Raw genomic sequence first — 23676 nt, 5'->3', positions numbered from 1 at the left:
CGGGCCGCCCGCGCGTTCGCGCGCTTGACCGGCCTGTCTTGGGCAGCGTTCTACGGCGCGCCCATCCTGATCGTCCGCTTCAGCTTCCTCGAATTTGCCGTCGCGCGGTTTCACGCGGTTTCAGATAGGTGAAGCCGCACGGCTGTTGCCGGTGAAACATCCATTTACTATTGCTTACAGCGTGCTTTCGCTACCCGGCATACCGTATGTGTATGCAAACAGGCCTTGAGTCGATCGGCTTGACGGGAGCTCAGCATGAAACCAATGTCACTGCTTCTGTGCGGCATTGTCGTTTCATCAATGGCCGCACCGGCGCTCGCACAGCAGCGCCCGCAAGGCTCGAGCTCGCGGCCGGATCACACGGCCTCGGTGGACGCCTGGCAACAAAGCGCAGCGCGCAACCGCGACTTCACGCCGCCGGTGCCACGAGGCGATTTGCGCGGCGATATCGCAAGCAATGTCCGCGCACGGCCCGAACCGCCACGCGAAGATCCGCCGCGCCGTCGCTAGGCGCGGACCTCGCGTGCCCCATACATCGTGAGTTGAAGTGCGCGGTAGTGCGAATCAAGCGATTGGGGGAACCACCCGGCGCTGAATCAGTCTGATTTAACGCCATTAGCACAGCGTGGCAGTAGTAATTCCGGTACGCCCGTATCCTTGCGATACGGGCTTTTTTTTTGCCAATTTTTTCGCTCAAGCAGGGACGGCCCGGGCCGCGCCCGCGAATCAGCAGAGAATAAAATTGCCGCCGGCCGCGTGGTACGGCCGGGGAAACAACGCCAGTCCGCCGAGGGCCCTAAGGCCTGACTTCGAGAGCGGCTGCAGGCCGCGTTTCGGCTGTGGCGACGGCGTAGTCGTTCATTCGCTGCGCAGACCAGCTCAGCAGACGCTCACTGTGCTCGAGTCGTGCGAACTCGGCTCTGCCCCGCTCGGTCAGCACGGCGATATCGACAGGAGCATGGAAACCCGGTGCAGGCGCGACCGTGCGCTGCCGGACAGTGTCCATCAGGCCAAGCGCCCGGAGATATTGGAATACACCCGGTCGTTTGGCCCATGGGACCTGGCGATATTGCGCTCGCCGCAGCGCTTCAAGTACCGCTTCGTTGGAATACGTGGTCATCTCACTTCTTTCTTAAAGTGCAGCTATGACACATCTTTGCCCAACACGTCACCGCGCCACCAGTGATGCGCATAGCACCCGCCCGTGACCGAAAGCCGGCTGTACGTATGCGATGCCGCCGGCTCCCGCCAGGTTCTGCTTGGTCTCGTTTTCAGGACCCCCGTCGCGACGCATGATAGCGTTCTGTCCACAAGCCGACGATGCAACCGCTGCGGCGCGATAGCAAGCTGGTGGATTGTCCCGAAAGTCATACGTTACCCCATTTAAATTGATTCTATTCACTTTATTAGCGCTTTTTTTTGCAGCAATCGTGCTATGGAAACGCGCCCGCGGACACCTTGCCGTTTGCACGGTTGCCCTGTTCTGGCTGCTCGCCGCCGGTTGGCTAACCGCCCCGTTGCTCGAACTGGCGCAGCCGCATCGGCAGACGAACGCACCCGCCACCTTCGCGCCGCGCACGGCGATCGTCCTGCTCGGCGGCGGCACCGAGTACGACCACGAAGACGAACTGGTTCCGCCGCGCGACGTGCTTGCACGCATCGCGGTCAGCGCCGACAACTACGCCGCCTGCAAGCGCACCGCAGCGACGTGCGCGGTGATCGTAAGCGGCGGCAACCCACAGCGGCATCGTTCGACCGAAGCTGATACCTACCTGCCCTACCTGCTGCGCAAACAGGTGCCGCGCGCGGATATCGTGCTGGAGAACCGCAGCCGCACGACGTACGAAAATGCGCGCAACGTATCGGCGATCGTCGAACGCACACACTACGATGCGTTGATACTCGTTACCTCCGCGTATCAGATGCCTCGAGCATTGCTCGACTTCCATCGCTTTGGGCTCGCACCGCAACCGTTGATCTCCAGTGCGCGGCGCGCACATCTCGGTCTACTACCGTGTTATGACAATCTTGTGAGTGCCGAAATTGCGCTGCACGAACTGGTTGGGATTGCACAATTTCACGTCTACCGTGCGATCGGCTGGTTCTGAATTACCGCTGTAATGAAAAGCGATTTATTTAGCAATACGAATGTTTTAAAACACGAACAAGACACAGCGGTGTGCTATATGGGATCTGGCGCGGGGTATAGGCTGGGGGCGCAGCGTAACAAGATGTAACCAATTGTCAACGCCGTTACAAACGTCCGCTGGAGCGGATATTGCTCGCTAGAATGCATTGTCTCTCCGATTGGACAGGCAAATACTCGGGTCCACAACCACTCTACGGAGGTAACATGAAGAAAGTGTCCCTGGCGATCCTGGTTTCCCTCAGCGCCGTAACGGGCGCGGCTTATGCGCAGGAAGGCGGCGTCATGATGAGCACCGATCCGGCCAAGGCCGCTGACGTCGAGCAGCGTGCGCAAGATTTGCAAAACCGGCAGCAAGCAATGGAAAGCGCGCCGGCCATGCCGGCTGCCAAACATCATAAAGCTGCCCCGCATCATAAGAAGGCTGCCAAGGCCGAGGCCGCGAGTTCGTAAGCGTAGCTGACAGCGTCACCCGTGGCCTCTCCGCGAAGATGAAAAGCCGATACCGGTGCCGCCGGTTTCGGCTTTTTTGCTGTCTAATGAACGAGAGAAGGACCCGGGAACGTGCGATGAGTGGCATGCCGGCCTGGGCCTCGTTCAAGAAGCGCCACGGCGTTCCACGCGCGCCTGCGCGTGGCGGACGGTATGCTAAAGTCGCGCACCGACCGGAAGCCCAGCCGGAATCCCCCTAACCCGTGCGCACCTTGGTGCGGAGGACAGCATGAGCAACATCCAGCTAGATATCGAATGGACTGAAGCAGCATCCCGCAAAATCGAAAAACTGATGCCGCGCGGCGGTCAGGAAGCGTTCCTCGCGCTGCCGCCCGTCGAGTGCCTGCCGATGGAAGGCGACGTGCTGTTTCTCGGCCCGGACGGCAAGCAGCAACCGTTCATCGTCGCGGAGCGACAATATCATCACGATGGCGACGCCGACTGGACCATCATTCTGATTCTCGACGTCCCGCAAGCGACGCACTAAAAGCAACGGCGAGCGAAGCACAAGCCCAAGCCGGCCACGCGGCTCGTTCGCCCTTACCTGGCGGTTCACATCGCGCTGAACCGCCGTTCGTCCGCTTTGCATTCCACTTCGCGCCTCGCTTCGCTTCCCGCTTCACTTCCCGCTCCGCATCCCGCGCTCACCCCGCTTCGCGCTCGCTACACGATCTTCGACACGACTCGAATTTCCCCATGCTCGACCCAATCCGCCGCGGCTTTCCTGTAAGCCAGAATATGCGCGGATCTGGCATGCACAGCCAAAGCCTCCTGACTTTCCCAACGCTCGACAAACACGAACCGGCGCGGCTCCTCCACGTCGCGATGCAAGTCGTATTGAAGGACGCCCTGCTCATTGCGGGTCGGCCCGACGATGCCTTCAAGCGCTTCACGCAATTGCTCTTCATAGCCCGGCTTTGCCACAAAGATTGCGACCACCGCGATTTCCGCCATGCTTGACTCCGTTTCATGAAAAGCAGCAGCATACGCGCCACCCGGCAAACGTGCAGGCGGCCGAAGCCGCGTCAAAACGTAAAACGTGTCTGTTTTCGAGGGGTGACTTTTCCCCTCCCGAGATGCTCAGAAGCCCGTATAGAGCGTTCTCGAAGGCCCCTCTTTACGAAGCCGTCGGCGGCCGCGTGTTTTGACACGGCCTCGGCCAGGACCGGCCACCCGGCAAACGTCTGAGCACCGTCCTTGCCTGGAGTTTGGCGGGCATCCGCTTGCCGCCCTGATACGCTCGGCTTTATAAGGTTCGGATTTATAAGGTTCGGCTTCATAGGTTCTGCTTCATCCGCGCGACTCGTGGGCCAGGCTCAGAGGCTCGGATGCCCGAGACAAACGCCGGCGAATCACACGCCGACGCCCGCGGCGCCGTGTCGAACTCGCGTGTCGGCGGCCGGTTTGCTGTGAATCCACCGTTGCCTGCGTCTGTGATAACCCGCACATTCATGCGAAGTGCGAGCTGTTAGACTGGTTTTGACTAATCCGCCGGAGTCCAGCATGGCTGGCATCGCTCTCCGCGTTCCCGGGCCTTGCGTGCCTCCCCCTGCCGGCGCTTGGGCTTTGCATCTATCGCGCGCACAATCCATTTGTGCGCCCCGTCACCCGCCGCTTGCTGCGATTTCCTTATGCCCGCTCTCATGTCCGCCCTTATGCCAACCGTCAGCGAATTGACCCTGAGCGGCCTGCTCCCGCATCTGGTCCGGGACGAGTCCGGCTGGACCGCGACGTGGCGCGCGCTGAGCTTGCATAGCGTGTTCCAGCCGGTACTGTCGGTGACGCATCAATGCGTGGTCGGCTACGAGGGGCTGCTGCGCGCGTTCGATCCGGTCGGCTTGCCGGTGTCGCCGGAGGTGCTGTTTTCCGGCACCCGTTCGGCCGCTGACGCACGCGAGATCGACCGCATCGCGCGTTGCCTGCACGTGGCGAATTTCATGGAGCAAGGCATCGAGACCGGCTGGCTCTTCCTGAATACCCGCCCGCAGGTGTTCGAAACCGGCTGGCCGCAACGCGCCTTCATCGACGAGCTTTCGGCGCACTTCGGCCTGCCGCAGGAGCGCATCGTGATCGAAGTGCTCGAACAGCCGGCCGACGACGAATCCGCCGTCGCGAGCATGCTCGCCGCTTCGCAGCCGCGCGACTTCCTGATCGCGATCGACGACTTCGGCACCGGCTTCTCGAACTTCGACCGCGTGTGGCGCTTCCGTCCCGACATCGTCAAGCTCGACCGCTCGCTGGTGGCGCGTGCGGGCAAGCGCGAGGGCGACGACTCGATGATCAGCCACCTGGTCGCGATGCTGCATCAGTCCGGCACGCTGGTGCTGGCCGAAGGCGTCGAAACCGACGAAGAACTGATGATCCTGATGCAGGCCGACGTCGATTTCGTACAGGGTTTCTGGCTCGGCCAGCCGAAGGGCTCGGTGCAGGCCGCGTGTGCGAAGGTGCCCGCGTTGATCGAGTCGATGTGGAGCAAGTTCGCCGACTACGAACGCGCGCATGTCGGCCATCAGCGGCTCGGCTTCGAAGGTTTCGCCGAAGCGGCGCTGGCTGCCGCCGACACGTTCAAAGCGACCGGCGATCTGCAGCAGGCGGCGCAGAAAGTCTGGCATTTGCGCGAGGCGCGCCGGGTGTTCGTCACCGACGGTCAGGGCGAACAGACTCAGCCATCGGTGACAGCGGCGGCAGTACCGCCGCCACCGCAGCGGCTCGCGCCGCTCTACGCCAACGCGCGCAGCAACTGGTCGCGGCGCACCTATTTCAAGCATGCTTTGGCCGCTCCGGGGCGCGTCGCAATGATGGGTCCACACTATTCGCTGGCCGACGGCGAAGACTGCTACACCGCGGCGATCGCGTTCGACCGCGACGGTACCCACGTGCTATGTGTCGACTTCGTGCCGACACCCTCGCCCGCCGGCACGCGTTCTACGGGTACGGGCCGGGGCGGCAAGCGCTGAGCGTTCGCCGTTCGCCGTTCGCCGTTCGCCGTTCGCCGTTCGCCGTTCGCCGTTCGCCGTTCGCCGTTCGCCGTTCGCCGTTCGCCAGGCCGTTTTATGCCGGCGTGATCGCCCACACCAGCGGATTTTCCAGTTCCTTCAGTCGACCACCCGGCCGCGGCCGGATTTGATCTCGCCGCGCTTCGCCTTGCCGTCGAGGCGGCGCAGATTCGACGCGCGCGTCGGCCGGGTTGGGACGCGCGGCTTGCGCGTCACGCTGACGCTTTCGATCAGTTCATCGAGCCGCGCGAGTGCCGCCGCGCGGTTCATCTCCTGGGTGCGATGCTCCTGCGCCTTGATGATCACGACGCCGTCGCGCGTGAGCCGATGATCGGACAGCGCAAGCAGGCGCATTTTCAGCACCTCGGGCAGCGACGAAGCCTGGACGTCGAAACGCAGATGGATGGCGCTCGACACCTTGTTGACGTTCTGACCGCCCGCCCCTTGCGCACGCACTGCGGTCAACTCGATTTCATTCGGCGGGATCGGATAACGGGAAGTCATAACGCAATAAAGGGCCGGGAAATGCAAGTGTACACAGGGCGCTGCCGACCGCCGACTACCGACTACCGCCGCCGACCCAACCGCTATCGGCCGCGCCCGCCGATGCGAAAAACTATTTGCGTGCGAACAACCTGTTCATCGATACTGCCATTTTCCGCTTACAGCGTAAATCAATATGAAGCTCCGCCCGGATTTTGTACTGGAACTGGCCGTCAACTTCCTGCTGCCGTGGCTCGCTTACCGGTTCGCGCTGCCTCATCTGGGCGAGACGGGCGCGCTGATCGCGTCCGCCGTGCCGCCGATGATCTGGAGCCTGATCGAGCTGGCGCGATTCCGCCGCGTCGACGCGCTGAGCGTGATAGTCGTGGCGGGCATCCTGCTGTCGATCGCGGCGATGGCGCTGGGCGGCAGTCCGCGGATGCTGTTGCTGCGTGAGTCGCTGGTGTCCGGCGCGGTGGGCGTGGTGTTTCTGCTGTCCTTGCCGATGCGCCGCCCGCTGATCTTCTATCTTGCGCGCGCCACCGTCGCCCGTGAAATGGAAGGCGGCGCCGCCCACTTCGAGGCCTTGTGGCGCGAGCGCCCTGCTCTCGCCGCTTCGCTGCGGCTGATGACGCTGGTCTGGGGCGTCGGCCTGACCGGCGAAACGGCGCTGCGCGCGTGGATGGCCCTTACCTGGCCGATCGAGCGTTTCCTGGTGATTTCGCCGTTCATCGGCTACGGCATCTACGGCGGGCTGACGCTGTGGACGCTGTGGTACCGCAAGACCATGCGCAGCCGGGCCGAGGCGCATATGCAGCCGGGCGGTATCGCGAACTGAGCGGCACGCCGCCTTGATCGTCCTTACAGCGCCGTCCTGATTGCGCGCGCCATCTTCCCTCTATGCGCCGCGCCACGCCTCGGTTATTCGTGCGGCCAGTCCCGAGTCGCGCTGTGTGGGCGTCGCGATGGCCTGGGCCAGCACGGCACGCGCGCCGACCACTTCGACCCGCTCGCGCGCGCGGGTAATCGCCGTATAAACCAGCTCGCGCGACAACACCCGGCTGAACACCGACGGCAGCATCAACACCGCGTGTTCGAATTCCGAGCCCTGCGACTTGTGAACCGTCAGCGCGAAGGCGGTGTCGTGCGGCGGGAGCGCCGCCGGCGAGACGGCGCGCACACCACCGTCACCGGTGCGGAAGTACACCCGCAATGCGCCGCCGGCGCCCGGCAGCGCAATCCCGATATCGCCGTTGAACAGACCGAGCGCGTAGTCGTTGCGCGTCACCATCACCGGCCGGCCGGCGAACCACTGTGCACCGACCGCCAATGTCACGCCCGCCGTGCGCCGCACCTGCGCGGCCATCGACGCATTCACCTGATCGACGCCACGTGGCCCCGAGCGGGTCGCGCACAGGATGCGAAAACGGTTCAACGCATCGAAGAGCGGCAGCGGATCCGGTGTACCTGCTGCAAGCGCCGCGGCAAGCGCATCGGCATACGGCGCAAAGCCCGCGGCAAGACGCGCGACGGTGCGCTCGGCCAGCGTCGCATGCGTGTCTTCGTGCAGCGCAGCGGCGCAGGGTTCAGCAGGATCGACGCGCAACACGTCGAGCGCCGCCTCGGCGGCGCCGTTGCGGATCGCGAGCGATAAGCGCCCGATCGGCGATTCGAGACCGAATCGGTAGTTGCGTTCGAGCCAGACCACGCTGTCTGCAAGCGGGCTCTGCGCGGGCAATGCCGATGCGGGCGCCGACGCGTTTGCGTTTGCGTTTGCGTTTGCGTTTGCGTTTGCGTTTGCGTTTGCGTTTGCGTTTGCGTTTGCGAACAGATCGTCGGGCGGCCCGCCGAAGACGCCGGGTTGGTCCGCGTAGGCGAACAGGTCGGGCGATGACGGATCGGCGCCGTCCGGTGCGCCCGCATGCGCGAGGAGGTCACCGGGTCCCGCATCGAAACCGCCCGGCGCCCCCGGCAATGCCTGCGCGAGCCGCGCCGCTTCGGTACCGAGCGCGTCGGCGATCCGCTGCAGCCCTGTGCGCGTGAAAGCCGGCCGCGCGCTGAGCTCAGCGAACACCGCGCCGGCCTCGACGGCCGCCAGCTGGTCCTTGTCGCCGAGCATCACGAGACGCGTGCGCGGCGCAACGGCATCGAAAAGATGCGCCGCCATCGCGACGTCGATCATCGATGCCTCGTCGATCACGACCACGTCGTAAGGCAGCGGATTGTCGCGGTGATGCCGGAAGCGCCCGCCCGGCCCGGAACCCAGCAACCGATGCAACGTGTACGAGGTCTGCGGCAGCCGCGCGGCGAGTTCCGGCGGCAAATCGCCGGCGCGCGCGAGCAGGGCTTCCTGCATCCGCTGGGCCGCCTTGCCGGTCGGCGCGGCCAGCGCAATGCGCAGATCCGCGCGTGCATCCAGCAGGCAAGCCAGCACGCCGACCACGGTAGTGGTCTTGCCGGTGCCCGGACCGCCGCTGACGATCGTGAGCCGTCCGGACAATGCCATTACCGCGGCGACACGCTGCCAGTCGATCGCGTCGTCCCGCGGCGGGCCGAAGTAACGCAGCAGCCGATCGCGCAGGGTTTGCGCGGTTGTGGCCGATCGCGTCTGCGGCTGTGCATCGGCGTCGGCGTCCGTGCCGGTGCCGGTGCCGGTGCCGGTGTCCGTGCCGGTGCCGGTGTCGGTGCGCGTTGACCCAGAAGCAGGAGCCGCGCCTTGCGCCTGCGCTATGTCACTTCGCCCGCCCGCACGCTGCTGCGCCTCAACACCCGTATCTGCCCCAGCATGCGCGACCAGCGAGCGCGCAAGTCGCCGCTCGTAATCGTAGTAGCGCGCGAGATAAAGCCGCCCTTGTCCATCGATCACCAGGGGCCGCAATGCCGCCGCGCTCGGCGAACCGTCGCTGACCATGCCGCTGGCGAAGAGCGCCGCGCGCACCTCGGCGCTCGACGCCTCGAAACGCCGCGCGAGCACTGTAAGCAGCACGCAAACGTGCCCTTCGGCAGTCGCGCGGCTCGCGGCGAAAGCCGCACGCGCAGCCCACTTCGCAGCCTCTGCGGACGCGCCGCTACGCCGCGCCAGCGCACCGATGCGGCGGGCGAACCCGTCGGCGAGCGCGGTGCTGAAATCGGCCGGTGCGGGCGCGTTCACCTCGATATCGTCGAGCGACAGCGGCGCCGGCGGCGTCGGGTCGAAGGTGCTCATGCCGCACCTCCGATCATCGCCGCGTCGAGCAACGCGACCAGCTCGAATGCGGGCCGGCGCATGTGCACGCCAGCCGGTCCATCGGCGTCGCGCCACTGCGGACGCACGCCGCGCACGAACAGATACAGATAGCCGCCGATGTGCGTGTCGTACGCGTAGTCGCGCACCCGTGTTTTCAGATAGCGATGCAGCGCAACCGTATAAAGCAGCGCCTGCAAGTGATACGCGTGGCTCGTCATGGCCGCTTCGAGCGGTGCCGCGGCGTAGTCGGCGGCGGTGTCGCCCAGATGGTTCGACTTCCAGTCGACGATCCAGAAACGTCCGTCGTGCTCGACGATCATGTCGATAAATCCTTTGACGAAACCGCGCAACACGCCCGGCTCCAATGCGACGTCGGGATATCCACGCTCGACCAGCAACTCGCGCAAGGCGGGAAAATCGAGCGACGGCGCCGCAAACAGAAACTCGAGCTCGTTCAGCCGCCGCCGCGGATTCAGTTGCGCGAGCGCCATGCCGGGCAGCAGTTCGGTCGACACCACATCGGCGATCAGCTTATGCATCATCGCGGGCAAGCGCGCTGCGAGTTCCGGCACGGCCGGCGCCGGGCGCTCGCGCAACGCGCCCCGGATCGCGTCCGGCCACGTGTGCGGCTCGGTGAAATCCGCGAGTTCGAACATCCGGTGCAGACAGTCGCCCGCCGCCGCGCCGCGCGGAAACGCAAGAATGTCGTCCGCTGCGTGGGACGGCGCTTGCGGCGCTGACACTGGAGCTGACAGCGCCGCAGGCGCGAGCGCGTCGGCAATCTCATCGTGGTCGGGCCGCACCTCTTCGGCCGGCGCCTGCATGTCTTCGACTTTGCTGCCGGCGGCGATCAGGCCGCTGAAGCTCGCCATGCGCCACTGATCGCGCAGCGGCCGGCGACTGACGCGCGCCTGCATCCGCGCGCCGCTGTCCTGCAGGCTTTCCAGCGGCACGCGGCGCTCGACCTTGGGCAAGGCTTGCAGCGCAATCGGGCCGCCGGCCAGCGCCTGCCATCGGGCGGACAATGCGGCCTCGTCGGGCGGATCGGTGAGCCAGTCGTCGAAGCCGTGCCCGCTGCCGCCCACCAGCCAGTTCAGCACGCTGCGCCGCGACTCCCTGGTGGAGCGCGACGACAAGTACGTGCCGGCAACCAGGTAGCAGCGATACACCGCGCGTGTCAGCGCCACATAGACGAGCCGCGCCCGCTCGGCCGCCTGTTCGCGAGCCGCGTAACGGGACGCGCGCTCGGCTTCGTCATCATCGCAGCCGTAGTGCAGCACCGCGTCGCCCGTTTCATCGTGATACTCGCGCGCATCGGGCAGACCCGACGACGGTGGATCGCGCAGCGCGCCGTCGTTCAGAAACGGACAGAACACGACCGCATATTCGAGCCCTTTCGATTTGTGGACGGTGACGATCTGCACAAGGTTGCGATCCGACTCGAGCCGCAATTGCGCGTCTTCACCGCCGCCTTGCTCGCGTTGCGCGGCCAGCCAGCGCAACGTGGGCGCGATGCCCGGCTGCGTGGCGGCACGCGCCTGCACGAGTTCGGCCAGATGATTCACGTTCGTCAGACGCCGCTCGCCGTCGGGTCCGGCAACCAGCCGCTGCGCGACCCGCAATTCGCGCATCAGCGTGCGCCACATCACCGCGAAGCCGCGCTCATGCCACAACGTGCGATAGCGCGAAAAACGCTCGACCCAGCCCATTGCGTCGGCGGCGTGCGCGGGATCGTCGGCCGGTGCGGGCGCGTCGGCAACCTGCTCCAGAGCCCACAGCGCGGCGGCGTCGAGGCCCAGCCAATCGGTGGCGAGCGCGGCGCGCAAGCGGCGCAGATCGCCTGGTGTATCGACGGCGGCCAGCACGCGCTCGATCTGCTCGGCGTCGAGCGTGGCGAACACCGAGGCCTGCGCCAGTTCCACACTGCCCACGCCCCATGCCGCCAGCACGCGTTTGATCAGACTGCCCTGCTTATGCGTTTGCACCAGCACCGCAATGTTGCCCGGCGCGAGCGGCGCGTCGCCGATCGTCACCGTGCCTTCGCGCGCGCCGCGCAGGAGCCGCACGATCTCGGCGGCGCATGCTTCGCTCGCCGCGCGCTGAGCTTCGCGTTTGGTCAACGCGGTGTCGGCTTGCGGCAAGGTCCAGATCCGGAAGTCGCCCGCGTTCGCCTCGGGATCGGACAGCGGCGGGCGGCGCCGCTCGCCCGCGCGCACCGGCTGATAGCCGAGCCCGTCTAGCACGAATGCCTGCGGGTTGGCTTCGAACAGACGATTGCAGGCCTCGACGATGGGTGCGGTCGAGCGCTGATTGACGGCCAGCGTGTAGCACGCCGAAGCCGCCGCGCGCGCCGCCAGATAGGTATGCAGGTCCGCCGCGCGAAAGCTGTAGATCGCCTGCTTCGGGTCGCCGACCAGGAACAGCGGCCCGCCCGGCGCGAAGATGCGGCTGAAGATCGCGAACTGCAGCGGATCGGTGTCCTGAAACTCGTCGATCAGCGCCGCCGGATAGCGCGTGCGCAAAGCGTCGGCAAGCCACGGATGCGCGGCGAGCGCGCGATACAGATTGGACAGCAGATCGTCGAACGACACCACGCGGCGTGTGCGCTTGCGCGCCACCAGTTCGGCGGGCGCGTAGTCGAGCCAGACCTGCACGAGTTCGAGCCAGCGCGCGCGTTGCGCGGCTTCGGCCGCGGCCACCGCCGCGGCCAGTTCGTCGGCATGCACGAAGAACGGATGCTCGGGCGGTTCGAACTTGACCTTGGTGGCCTTCTTCAACGCGGAAGCCGTCAGCTTCAACGCGGCGCGCGGCGGCGGCGCATGGGGATCGCCCTGCGCGAAGTAGTCGGCCCACGCCTGAATCGCGGCGCTGACGGCCTCAGACTTGTGCGAGGTCTTGCTCAGACGGTCCTGCGCCTGAGCCAGCAAACTGACGATCGCGTCGCGCTGCGCGTGCCAGACCTCGCTGGCGGCGTCGAAACCCGCCTGCGGATCGGCAGCGCCTCCGTCTGCACCGACACTGCCCCAGCGCAATTGCGCGAGCGGCTTTTTCAGACGCCGCGCGAGTTGTTCGTCGAACGACGCGGGGCCGGCGCGCCTCGCCACCAGCCATGTGGCAAACGCGGGATGCGCATGCGCCACCGGTTCCACTTGCTCACGCCAGAAGTCGGCGGCCATGTCGAAACGCAGTGCGGCGTCGTCAGCTTCCATCCCGAACGCGAATGGCATGGCGGCGGCGAACGGCGCTTCCTGCAACGCGCGCTGACAGAACGCGTGGATCGTGTGAATCGCGGCCTGGTCGAAGGTGCGCAGCGCCCGGCGCACCCGCTTCAAGGCGTCCTCGCGCCCGATACCCCGCTGCGGCGCCAGGGTCGTCTCAAAGAGGCGCTTGATGAACGGATCGCCGCCGTCGTCATCGGCTTCGATGGCCCGGTGCAGTTCCGCGAGCCGGCCGCGAATCCGCTCGTGCAATTCGGCGGTCGCCGCCTTGGTAAACGTGACGACGAGAATCTGATCGGCGTTGAGGTTCTTTTCGAGCAGCAGCCGCACGTACAGCGCGCAGATGTTCCAGGTCTTGCCGGTTCCCGCCGACGCCTCGATCTGGTTGACGCCGTCGAGCGAACAGGCGAAAACGTCGAGTTCCTCGGCGGCCAGCGCGTCGTTCCGAAGCGCGTCGCTCATGATGCGCTCCGCAGGTGCTGGACGAGCGGCTTGAAGACGATCGACGCGAGGCTCCCGAACGGTTCGTCGAGCGTGAGCGGCGTGCCGCGCAGCGCGATGCGCAAGGCCGGGTCGTCGGATTCGCCGCGCACACGGTCGTTGATCCACACGCCCTGGGCGGCGGAGTCGCTCTCGCTGACCTTGGCCCAGGCGCTCTTCGGGAAAAAGCGCAGCGGCAACCTGCGCCCCGCTCTGAACAAGGCGGCGAGCGGCGCCAGTTGATCGAGCGGCGCAGCAACCGGCGTGAACTCGAAACTCTCGTCGCTGCCATGCCAGACCGTGCGGCGCGGGCCTGAGGGCAGCGCCGCGCAATAGACCAGATGCGCGAGCCATGTGGACAGGTAGTCGCGCGCGGTGGGTTTGGCGTAGCGGAACATCACCTGGCCTGTTTCGGTCAGCAAATTCAAGGTGCCGTGCAGCTGCAAAGGGGTGTCGGCGGCATGGCAAAGTGCCGCATCATGCGGGCCGAAGAGCGTATCCGCCATGTCAGCGCTGTCGGGCCAGCGCGGCGCGATATCGAGCAGGAACGGCAAGCGTTCGACACCTGAGGCCACCGCGCGGCGCACGCTGTCCGCGAGCTGGCGCAGCGCGCCCAGTTCCCGTGAGCGCCACACAGCGCCGGTCGCGCCGCCCGGCAGCTCGGGACTCGCTTCGGCGACGCGGCGCACGCGTTCGAACACGCCGTCATCGTCTTCGAGATCGCTGTCGAGCAGCACCGGCAAGAGACGCTCAGCCAATGCGTCACGGCCCGCATAGTCGAGTTCGAACGGCTCGGTGTCGAGCAGTTCGCCCTGCGCCTCCGACAACACGATACCCAGCCGGTCGCGCAGCAGCGCACGCGCCGGATGACGCCAGAAACGCACGAATTCGTCGAAGGCAACCGGAGCGGCGTCTTCGGCCGGCAACGGTCGATCGAAGAACGGCGCAGCCGGAGGCGCTTGCGGCGCCGCCAGCAAACTCGCCAGTTCCGCACGATCGGTGTCGTAGGTGAAGAGCCCGCGCTGCGCCGAAAAATAGTCCGACGCGAAGGCCTGCAACGGATGGTCGACGATAAACGCATGCCGCGCGGCTTCGATCTGCGCGGGGCTCGTGTCTTCGCCCGCCGATACCTGCGCGAGATGGTCGAGCAATTCGTCCACCAGCGCGGCCGGCGGCAACGGTGCATTGTCGCGAATGTTGCGGCCCGTATAGGCGATGAACAGACGGTCGCGCGCGGCCAGCAAAAGATCGAGGAACAGGTTGCGCTCGTCGTCGCGGCGTTGCCGGTCGCCGGCTTTGCCGAAGGCGGCCATCAGGTCGAATTCGTCGGCGCGCGCGAGACTCGGCAGCACGCCATCGTCCATGCCGAGCAGACAGACGATGCGATACGGTAAGCCACGCAAACTGGTCAGCGACGAGAACGTGACGCTGCCCCAAGGCACGCCGCCGCGCGCCGGGTCGTCGAGCGCTTCGGTGAGTGCGCCGCGCACCACGGCGGCCGGCAGCGCCACGTCTTGCGCGCCGGCCTCCATCGCGTCGCCCATCTTGTCGATCGCGTCGCGCACGGCGGCCAGCGAATCGGCGAACTCCACCCCGCCGTCGAAACACTGCACGAGCGTTCCGAGCAGCAGTTGCGTCCATTCGGCAGGCGTTTGTTCGACCGCGCAACGCTGCGCGAAAGTGTCGATGTCATCGACGAAACGCGACAGCCGGCCCAGCAGTTCGGCGTCCGAGCCGTCCGCGCCTTCGACCGGCAGCCACGCGTCGACCGGCTCGCCGCCGTCCGGCATCGCGTAGCCGAGGTACAAGCGCGTGAGCGCGTCGGCGAAGGTGTGGCGCGCGACCGGCACGTGTGCGCCGGTCGGCTCGACCGGCGCAAGGCCGCGCCGCGCGCCGGCTGCCGCGAGCCATTCCTGCGCGGCTTCGAGCGCGCCTGCGTCGATCCCATAGCGGGCCGCGACGGCATCCACACGCAGCCATTCGATCAGATCGGGCGCACCGACGCTGCGCTCCGGCAGCGCCAGCCAGTCGAGCAGCAGGCGGGCCACCGGATTCGCCTGCGAAGGCGGCAGCCCCGTGATCCGATACGGGATGCGGCGCGTATCGCCGGCCGGCGCAGTGCCGAACACCGCATCGATCAGCGGCCCGGCCGCGGCGAGATCGGACACGGCGACCAGCACGTCGGACGGCTGCAGATCGTCGAACTCGTCGAACCATCCGAGCAGGCGGTCATGCAGCACTTCCAGTTGCCGCGACAGGCTATGACACACGTGCACCTCGATACCGCGCTCGACGGGCAGCTCGTCGGTGTCCGTTTCCTTTCGCAGATCGAGAATGCCGTTCTGCACGGCGGCGAGCCAGCTCGGCGCGGGGTTTTCGGTGAAGTCGCCGGTCTCGCCGGACGCGGCGCTCTCCGTCAACTCGTGCAGCATGTGCAGTTGCGCCTGGGTCTGGCGGCCCCACTCCGCCAGCAACGGATGGCCGACTTCCTGATAGTCGAGCTGACCGGCCGCGTCGAGCGCTTCGACGCGCCCCGCACTGACGACATCGAACCAGAACTCGCGGCACGGGTTCATCACGTACAGACGCACATCGACCCAGCGCGACAGTTCGCGCAGCAACGCGACATGCAGCGGCGGCATGGTCGGCAGCGCAAACACGTTGACGGCTTCGGGCCACTGCGCGTTCGAAATCGCTTCGAGATCGAGCGCGCCGATCTCGTCGAGAAAACGATAGGCGGGCGGCAATGCGGCCGCGGGCGTTTGCGCATCGCCCGCCACCTCGGCGAGCACCGCACGCCACAGCGCGGCTTGCCAGCGCTCGTCTTCGCGTGCCGCTTCGCTCGCGCCAATCAGACGCGGGCCGGCGTCGTGCGCGGCGCCGCCGGCGAAGATCGAACCGCCCTTCTGCCATTGCAGCAGCCACTCCGGGCGATAAGTCAGATAGTGGTCCAGCACGGTGGCCACGCGCCGCGCCAGCTCGTAGCGCATCGACGCATCGGCCGCATCGAGATACGTGCGCAGGCGCGGCGATGCGTTCCACGGCAGCGCGGCGTCTTCCTCCCCCAGCAGCCGGTAGCAACGCCATACGAGCCGGTCGGGTGCGAACGGCGAATACTTCGGCACCTCGATCACACCGCCGATCTGCGTCCACAGCCATTGCGCGAGGTAACTAAAATCTACATTTGCGCAAATACCCTGGCGAGCCGCGATATCGAGCTCGAGCCGGCGCCGCACCGCCGCGCTCGGAACGATGACGGGCTGCGCGGCCCAGGGATCGGACGGCGCTTGTGCCAGGTCGTCGAGCAACGCGCCGACAAGGGTTTCGTAGCGGTTCGAGTAGAAGAGCTGGAGCATGGAGTCGGGGTAAGCGCGCGGCGCGAACGGAACAATCGAGCCGCAACAGACATTGAGGCGACAGCATAACAAACGCGCTACCAGGGCATAACCCGGCCAAACGGACGAGGTCGGATCGCCGACAAAATCAGTTAGACTCGACGGCAGTTTGGGTCTGTCCCTTCAACCGCTGTTTTCTCTGTGAATGGAATTCAGGCAGTCGATGCGCTATTCGGTCGAGATAAAAAAATTCCTCTATAGCCAGTACTTTTATGGCGGCCTGCGCATCGCAGTCGGCGTGTCATTACCGGCTGTACTGTGCCTGATCGTATTTAACGATCGCGAGCTCGGCTTCACGATCGCGACCGGCGCGCTCGGCGCGTGCGTGGTCGATATGCCGGGACCGCTCAAGTACAAGCACAACGAAATGCTGGCGTGCAGCGTGATCGGCTTCCTGTCCGCACTCGCCACCGGCCTCGCCACCGTCAACTCGGTGGCGCTGTGGTGCACGGTCGTACCGCTGACTTTCGTGCTGTCGCTGATCGTCGTGTATGGCAACCGCTGGCCGCAGATCAGCTTCGCCACGCTCTTCATGATGATCATGACGCTCGAAGAGCATTTCACGCCGATGCAGGCGCTCGTCAATGCGTCGTGGATTCTGGTGGGCGGCCTCTGGTACACCTACTGGTCGACCTTCGTGAGCCGCTGGATGATGCATCGCATCGAACAGCAGGCGCTCGCCGAAAGCGTGTTCGCGTGCGCGGACTATCTGCTCGCGCGCGCGGCGTTCTACGATCTCGATAACGATCTCGACGAGTGTTATCGCAATCTGGTCGACAAGCAGATCGGCGCGGTCGATCGTCAGGATGCCGCGCGCGACATCGTGCTCCGCAACCTGCCGAAGCTGAAAACCGGCCGGCTCGAACCGCGCCGCGCGATGCTGTTCAATCTGTTCATCAACACCGTCGATCTGCATGAGCTGTTTGTCGGCACGCATACCGATTACTCGCTGGTGCGCAGTACGTTCGGCGGTTCCGATCTGCTGGTGTTCTATCGCGATCTGATTCGCAAAGCCGCGGCCGACCTCGAAGAAATTGGGCTCGCGGTGCTGCAAAACCAGGCGCCGCGTACACGCGTGAATGTGAAAGCCGAATTGCGCGCCATCGAGTTCGAGATCGAACTGATGCGCAAGCGGGATCTGCCGTCCAGAAACCCCGAGGCCTACTCGGCGGTGTCCGCCACTTTCCGGCGCATCTGGAGCGCGACGCGGCTGATCGACAAGATGCACAAGAGCCTGTCGAGCGACGCCCGCGTCACCGAAACCGAACTGCGCCTCGACCAGGCGCTTTCGCGCTTCGTATCGAGCCGCCGCGTGCCGTTCGGGCAGATATTCTCGAATCTGACGATGGCCTCGCCGAGCTTCCGTCACGCGCTGCGCGTGACGATTGCGGTGGCGGTCGGTTTCTGGCTCGGCCGCCTGCTGCCGCTCACCAATGCCTACTGGATCGTGATGACCACCGTCATCATTCTGAAGCCCGGCTATTCGCTGACCAAGCAGCGCAACGGGCAGCGGATCGTCGGCACGCTGATCGGCTGCGCGGCCAGCATCGGGTTGATAGCGTTCGTCAAGGAACCGCACATCCTGCTGGTGGTGATGTTTGCGTCAATGGTGATGAGCTACAGCCTGCTGCTGTTCAATTACACCGCGAGCGTGGTGTTCACGTCGTCGTATGTGTTGCTGATGTTCCATCTGCTCGCGCCTGGCAGCATGCGCATCATCGGCGAACGGGCCATCGATACGGTGGTGGGCTGCGCAATCGCGATTGCGGCGAGCCATCTGTTCCCGTACTGGGAATACCGGTTGATGGGCAAGCTCGTCAACAACATGATCAACGCGACCCGCCAGTATCTGGAAGCCAGCTGGTGGTGGAGCGGTAAACCAGCCGCTGCGGTTGCGGCGACCGTGACCGAAGCCGGCGCGCGTGCGCCGGCCGCGGCAATGGCGGACCCGGCGATCGGGTTCGGCACGCCGGCACTGGCGGTTGTCGGTGTGAATGCTGGTTCGAACGATGGTGCGAATGCTGGAGCGAATCCTGGTGCGAGTGCAGGTGCGAACGCCGGTGCGAATTCTGGCGCGAGCGCAGGTGCGAATGCAGGTGCGGTGAGTGGCGCTGGTAATAGCGGAGGTGCAAATCCGGGCACCGCCGCCGTCAACGCCACCCCAGCCAAACTAGCAACTGCCGCGTCTCCTGCCGCCGCGGCCGCCGCTACCGCACTCGATCGAGACTATCGCTACCGGCTCGCGCGCAAGAACGTCCACGTGGCGTTTGCCAATCTCGGCCAGGCGTTCCAGCGCATGATGCTGGAACCCAGGTCGGCGCAGAAGTTCGTGCCGGAACTGAACGGCTTGCTGGTGCGCAGCCACGTGCTCGCCTCACAGATCACGGTGGCGGCGCCCTTGCTGCGCACCTCGGCGCAACAACCGGAAGGCGTCTCGCTGCAGCCGCTGCAACGCGCGCTGAGCATCGTCCGCGACAATCTGACCGAAGCCGAGGCAGGTAACGCGCCGCCCGCCGATCAGGGCGAGCAGATCAGGCAGTCGACGCGTGGGCTGGATGCGATGGTGGTCGAAGCGGAGAAATCGCCGGGCTATTCGGCGGACGCCGTGCACGACCTTAAATTGCTGGCGCATCAATGCAAGCAGATGCTGGCGGCATCCGCGCAGATCCGCAAGGATGCGAGCGTGATTCGCCTGCCGGAGGAATAAGCCCTTTTAAGGCAACGGCGGACCGCCGCGGCACGACGCACCGCCCCTCAGCGCGTTATTGCGAAGCGCCGCCGGCCGCTTTGGCTACGACAGCGGCCGCGTCCGATGCAATCGAAGGCGCCGGCGCGTTCTGACGGTCGAAATCGCGCTTTTCCGTGATGGCGTTATAGAACAGCGTGGCGATCACCAGCGACACCGCGACCACGATAAAAACAGCAATGCCGAAAGTCGGGTTCTTCTTACGCGGTGGATTGTTCATGAGGCGGGCTCGGTTCGCGAGTTAGTCGCGAATGTGATGTCTGGGAAGGCGGCATTCTACGCCCCCTGAGCTTGCACAAGGCTTGCAGCCGGCACGCAAGCTCAGCAGATCTCACGCAGTCTAGCGAGGCAGGTCCGCCGTCTTGCCTCCGAGACAGGGCAAGCGGCGAGCCCGCGCGCTAACGCCCTTCCGTCACGGCCGCGGGCCGCACCGGCAACGCCGTCGAATACTTGATCGGATCGATTTCAGCAAAACTTTCTTTCAGATCAATTGCCTGGGCTCAGGATTCACGTGCATGGCACCTCCGTGGCACCGCTGCCCCCTTGCCGCGGATTGCGATGACTCATGCGACGACAATCGCCCAGTTTGAGACATTCGACACGGCTCGCCAACGTTCGCTCATGACGCCGGGCTAGCCTTTGATCATCGATGCGCGAGTTAGCCGGGGGCGCGAAAGTCTAAGAAAATATTGTATTTAGCGCTTTGGCTCCTAAGTAGTTGCAGATTGAGTGCGGGCCCTGTTCCGTTTTGCCAGCATGCTTCGCAATGAGTTGTCCGACGACGACTTCCCAAGGCTTGTTGGTGAGAAGCGCGACGATGATATTTCTGAGATCCTTAATCTTTACCGTTCGCCGTTCGTCATATTTCCCCAATAAATCCTTGAGCTGATCCGCGTACTTGTGCCCCGATGCTTGCGAAAGCCATTTCTCCAGCTCGCCCTTGAAAGAGTCAGCTGAAAATCCATGTTCTTGAATACATTGGTCGGTTAACAGCAAATTTTCAATGGCGTAACAATTCAACCTTACGCGGCAAATTATTCCAACATCGTCAATTTCCGTTTGAGATGAGTCGTCCAAATCACGCAAAGAGTATGCGACTGGTTCGTCATATATCGCCGGCATAATCTTGTCGAGCCATTTCTCCCATTCAGCCAGTTCGGTTACGCTACCTACGACACAAGGTGAATAAATAAACTTTCCTTTTCCGGATCTTATAACCTGCTCAAGAACTCGTTTGTCATCCTCTCCTTCGACCAGAACGATTGGCGATTTATTAAACATACTTGACAACGGGTGTGCCCCGAAAATCGGCAAGACTTCCTCACAAACAGCTGAGCGCTTAAAGCAGTTGAATTCAGTCTGCTCACGGCCGGTGATAGGTAATATTTGCAGATCTGCATCCGGAGAGAACGCTCCGATCACTGCCGTGCTGTGCGTCGCAATTACAACACGCATGTCCTTTTCCTGTGCTTCTGATTCAAGGAATGCTACGAAACGGTGCTGAAGATCTGGATGAAGATGAACGTCCGGCTCGTCCAGCAGCAGTATCTTGTCTTTGACAGACAGACGAGAAAAAACGAGAACTTCAATCGCAAGCGCGATAGTCTCTGCCTCGCCGCTAGAGATTTGATCTTCCGGGATGAGATCTCCAGATTTTGACGAGATCGAGAAGCCTCGGTCGGTCCGCACAAACGAAATCTTTGGAAGAAGATTATTTATCTTGTCAAGGATGACATCAAAATTGTAGGTTTTATCCTCTCTTTTATCTCGTTCGATTTCCCGCAACACTAACAGTTCTAGCGCGCGGAATTGCACTGCGCTTTGCTCCCGGAACATTTCAAGTCTATTCCTGCGCCTTGTGTCGTCAATCCATGTTGGAATGTTGCTAATGTTGGTTTCAACATTGGGATCATACTTCAATGTCCCGCCGCGTTCGGGAGATACATACTTTACGTTTGGCTGATTCGTCTTGAAAGCTCGTAACTTGGTGCTTTTTCCCGAACCATTTTTCCCCAATAAAATTGTAAATCTCGCATTATCTATAATATTCGCGATGCTCACACTAGTTTCCTTCTAAAGCGGTTAGTTCGGGTTGCAATTGACAAAGCTTCGCTAGTATATAGAGTACCTGTGCCTCAGCTCCCGCGGCAACATTCGCCTTACGTGAAATGCGATTGAGCGTGCCCGTACCCCCAAACCATCGTGTCATTGCGTCGCTGCGCAGCCGTCGCCCGTCCCAGATCGGCCATGTTCGGACGTCGCACCCTGCATTCACGCGGACATTGGAGCGTCGGCTCCGCTCAGGTAACGGACCTTCCCTCGGTGGTCATGCTCCTGGGGTCTCGGCAAATAACAGCCCTTCGGCCCTCTCTGAATTCATGTCCAGGCGCACGCGATACGAAGCGAGACACATTCCGATGACGAATTTTGGCGCGCATTGCCAGTCACTGCTGGCACGCCATCAGACGCTCGATTGCCACCGCATCCGGATGCAAAAAAACAAGAGTTGGGCGGTAATCCGAAGCATGCAGCGCTGGATCTCGCTCGTGGGCGGCAAGTGTTTGCGCGGGGGACTGCCTATGAGTCGCCATCTTGCAAGGATAAAGAAAGAAAAGAAGAGCGCGGAGGCGCAAAAAATTTCTAGCCGTATTCAGAACTTTGTCCTTTACTGCTTCTTGCGCAGTTCGCATCAGTGTTCCCCGAGGCACTTCCGGCGAGGAGCTGGCCATGGTTACAACTGTCTTGTTGTACATCGCATTGGCCGGTGCTGTGGGCGGTCTTGGGAATGCTTTCCTCTCGGACAATGGGATGGTGTTGCCGAGGGTCGAAAAAGTCGCAGGCACCGCGACCACAATTTATCGACCCGGATTTCTCGTGAACATGTTCATCGGCGCCTTGGCGGCCGCCATCTCATGGGGTCTCTACGGAGCTGGTGCGAACGCATCACTGCTCGGTACACCCGGCGCACCTAACGCAGTACCTGTTAATTTGACAGTCTCCTCTCTGGCAGGAGCAATATTAGTGGGACTCGGGGGAGCTCGCTGGTTGTCGAATGAGGTGGATAAGAAGCTGTTGAGGGTCGCCGCCACCCAAGCCTTAGATGCAGCGGGAGCTACTGAAAAAGCGCAGCAGGCAGCAACAGGTACGCCAATTCAAGCGCTGCATATCGCGGAAAAAGCAGCAGAAGAAGCCAGGAAAGACAGAAAGCCCGCAGGACTTCCACCAGGACCCGTGATTACACCACAGCCCAGAGTTCACGTTGATCCCAACAAGGGCGTTGGTAAAGATTCAGGCGCCAACGTGTGACGCCCGATTGCCATAACCATTTTCCGCTACGGTGAACATCATGTCGGTACATCCCGGCTCGATATGGATAGACAACAATTGGCACCGGATTCGGCCTGGGCTATGGGTGGCGGCGACAGCTGGCGGGATAATAGCCGAGGGTACTGACTACAACCAAGTCATTACTCATCTTCAGAACCTCGGGGTTTCTTTGGACGAGGTCACAATTGTCCTTGCTCCTCAGCTCCCTATCGTCCAATGAGCACTGTTAACATTGCTTTCCCAAACCAAATTGCGTATTCGGGCAATCGACCATATGCGGATGTCGTCCTGCTCGGAGGAGCGGCCGCTATAAATCCGGCGCCTACGCATAAGTGCTTGGTTGACACCGGCGCCGATTACCTCCAGTTGCCGGCGTCGGCAGTTTCTGCGGGTCTGCTGTCGGCAGGAACCGCCACGTCGGTATCGACCGTTGCCGGCGCAGTTCCATTAACCCTCGTCCACAACATAACCGTCTCAATTGAAACGTGTCAGGTTACGATTGACGTGCTGTTCGACCCTAGTAATTCAACCATAGCCATTGCTGGGCGTCAGTTGCTTCTAACAGCGTTCAAGATGGGGTTTAGACACAGCGACTGGCTCTGGGTGTAGCGGGCTAAATCTGAGACCGAGGCTTCCAACCGCTAGTGTAGGCGCCGTAACAACGCTGACTGCATGGCTCCTTGGCTATGCAGGTGTGACCCGCGCCGGAGCAGATGGCCCGGGCGGATCTTGTCGCTATCTTGCCGTTCCGACCGCTCGCTTGGGCAGACGTTAATTGTCGACGCGCGGGTGAAAGTCACGAACGGCCGTGGCGAGTCGCTTACTGAAAACGAGGACTGTGCGCTAATGGATGCGCTGCTGGACGGCTGTAAAGCGCAAAGGCCACAAAAATATGTGCCCGGAGGAAAAATGAGGGAGGCCGTGCCCGACGCCAATAAACGAGCTGCTATCGTTCAATATCTGAAAAGCCAGTAGCTACCGTGTGTTGATCAACGCACTCTTCTAGAGTTACGTGTAGCGCCGTGCAAATGCGTCTGCTGCGATCGGCGGATTCAACCGGTGGATGCAATAGTTTGCTGGAATCGTTCGGCTGGCGTTTCGTAGTTCAGGGTTTTTCTCGGACGCTCGTTCAATCGTCTCGCTACGGCATTGAGTTTAGCCTGTGAA

Annotated in this window: 17 protein-coding genes and 1 pseudogene; 9 read left to right on the top strand and 9 right to left on the bottom strand. The window is 63.3% G+C overall.

Translation table 11 applies throughout. The features are described 5' to 3' along the window. Positions 1–255: 255 nt before the first annotated feature. On the top strand, positions 256–510 hold the full coding sequence (locus tag DLM46_RS35935; protein ID WP_115109177.1) for a hypothetical protein: 255 nt from the start codon (positions 256–258) through the stop codon (positions 508–510). A 286-nt stretch (positions 511–796) separates the two neighbouring features. Here DLM46_RS35935 and DLM46_RS35930 read toward each other — a convergent pair whose 3' ends face one another. Next, positions 797–1120, bottom strand: coding sequence for a hypothetical protein (locus DLM46_RS35930; protein WP_115109175.1), 324 nt, complete (start codon positions 1118–1120; stop codon positions 797–799). Positions 1121–1388: 268 nt separating this feature from the next. Between DLM46_RS35930 and DLM46_RS35925 the strand changes: the two genes are divergently transcribed. The 3 genes from DLM46_RS35925 to DLM46_RS35915 all read left to right on the top strand — a co-directional run bounded on the left by DLM46_RS35925 (position 1389) and on the right by DLM46_RS35915 (position 3125). After that, on the top strand, positions 1389–2108 hold the full coding sequence (locus tag DLM46_RS35925) for a YdcF family protein (protein ID WP_115109173.1): 720 nt from the start codon (positions 1389–1391) through the stop codon (positions 2106–2108). A gap of 245 nt (positions 2109–2353) precedes the next feature. Further along, positions 2354–2599, top strand: a complete 246-nt coding sequence (locus tag DLM46_RS35920) for a hypothetical protein (RefSeq protein ID WP_115109171.1) — start codon at positions 2354–2356, stop codon at positions 2597–2599. Between the two features lie 268 nt (positions 2600–2867). Beyond that, a complete protein-coding gene (locus tag DLM46_RS35915; RefSeq protein ID WP_007182306.1) occupies positions 2868–3125 on the top strand; it encodes a hypothetical protein in 258 nt (85 codons plus the stop codon). 176 nt (positions 3126–3301) lie between these two features. On the opposite strand, the gene DLM46_RS35910 is transcribed toward DLM46_RS35915, so the two are convergent. Beyond that, a complete protein-coding gene (locus tag DLM46_RS35910) occupies positions 3302–3592 on the bottom strand; it encodes a putative quinol monooxygenase (RefSeq protein WP_115109169.1) in 291 nt (96 codons plus the stop codon). Positions 3593–4293: 701 nt separating this feature from the next. Here DLM46_RS35910 and DLM46_RS35905 point away from each other — a divergent pair. Further along, positions 4294–5595, top strand: coding sequence for a sensor domain-containing phosphodiesterase (locus DLM46_RS35905; protein WP_115109167.1), 1302 nt, complete (start codon positions 4294–4296; stop codon positions 5593–5595). A gap of 138 nt (positions 5596–5733) precedes the next feature. Here the strand turns inward: DLM46_RS35905 and arfB are convergent, their stop codons facing one another. Then, positions 5734–6138, bottom strand: coding sequence for an alternative ribosome rescue aminoacyl-tRNA hydrolase ArfB (gene arfB / locus DLM46_RS35895; RefSeq protein ID WP_115109162.1), 405 nt, complete (start codon positions 6136–6138; stop codon positions 5734–5736). Between the two features lie 175 nt (positions 6139–6313). On the opposite strand from arfB, the gene DLM46_RS35890 reads away from it, so the two are divergent. Next, positions 6314–6955, top strand: coding sequence for a VC0807 family protein (locus tag DLM46_RS35890; protein WP_115109159.1), 642 nt, complete (start codon positions 6314–6316; stop codon positions 6953–6955). 60 nt (positions 6956–7015) lie between these two features. On the opposite strand, the gene DLM46_RS35885 is transcribed toward DLM46_RS35890, so the two are convergent. From DLM46_RS35885 to recC, 3 genes are read right to left on the bottom strand one after another with little or no spacing between them, the layout of a single operon-like run. Next, positions 7016–9322, bottom strand: coding sequence for an AAA family ATPase (locus DLM46_RS35885; protein ID WP_115109157.1), 2307 nt, complete (start codon positions 9320–9322; stop codon positions 7016–7018). After that, the gene (gene recB, locus DLM46_RS35880) at positions 9319–13023 is read right to left on the bottom strand and encodes an exodeoxyribonuclease V subunit beta (RefSeq protein ID WP_115109155.1); all 3705 of its coding nucleotides are present in this window, start codon (positions 13021–13023) and stop codon (positions 9319–9321) included. The genes DLM46_RS35885 and recB overlap by 4 nt, the downstream gene beginning before the upstream one ends. Further along, entirely contained in the window at positions 13020–16397 is a 3378-nt protein-coding gene (gene recC / locus DLM46_RS35875; protein ID WP_115109152.1) for an exodeoxyribonuclease V subunit gamma, read from the bottom strand. Before recC ends, recB begins: the two co-directional genes overlap by 4 nt. Positions 16398–16599: 202 nt before the next feature. Here recC and DLM46_RS35870 point away from each other — a divergent pair, with 202 nt between their 5' ends. Beyond that, positions 16600–19143 carry an FUSC family protein gene (locus DLM46_RS35870; RefSeq protein ID WP_115109205.1) on the top strand — a complete coding sequence of 848 codons (2544 nt, stop codon included), beginning with the start codon at positions 16600–16602 and terminating at the stop codon, positions 19141–19143. A gap of 55 nt (positions 19144–19198) precedes the next feature. Here the strand turns inward: DLM46_RS35870 and DLM46_RS35865 are convergent, their stop codons facing one another. Continuing rightward, complete coding sequence (locus DLM46_RS35865) at positions 19199–19402, bottom strand: hypothetical protein (protein ID WP_115109150.1); 204 nt, start codon at positions 19400–19402, stop codon at positions 19199–19201. Positions 19403–19860: 458 nt separating this feature from the next. Next, complete coding sequence (locus tag DLM46_RS35860) at positions 19861–21243, bottom strand: ATP-dependent nuclease (RefSeq protein ID WP_115109148.1); 1383 nt, start codon at positions 21241–21243, stop codon at positions 19861–19863. 666 nt (positions 21244–21909) lie between these two features. On the opposite strand from DLM46_RS35860, the gene DLM46_RS39205 reads away from it, so the two are divergent. Next, the gene (locus DLM46_RS39205; protein WP_133300435.1) at positions 21910–22488 is read left to right on the top strand and encodes a hypothetical protein; all 579 of its coding nucleotides are present in this window, start codon (positions 21910–21912) and stop codon (positions 22486–22488) included. Between the two features lie 867 nt (positions 22489–23355). Then, entirely contained in the window at positions 23356–23484 is a 129-nt protein-coding gene (locus DLM46_RS41045) for a hypothetical protein (RefSeq protein WP_279635264.1), read from the top strand. Between the two features lie 77 nt (positions 23485–23561). Here DLM46_RS41045 and DLM46_RS35845 read toward each other — a convergent pair. Beyond that, positions 23562–23676: pseudogene (locus DLM46_RS35845) on the bottom strand (IS30 family transposase); the annotation flags it as partial.

It is taken from the genome of Paraburkholderia lacunae (assembly GCF_003353175.1).
GTDB classification, from domain to species: Bacteria; Pseudomonadota; Gammaproteobacteria; order Burkholderiales; family Burkholderiaceae; genus Paraburkholderia; species Paraburkholderia lacunae.
This window is presented reverse-complemented; position numbering and strand designations above follow the sequence as displayed.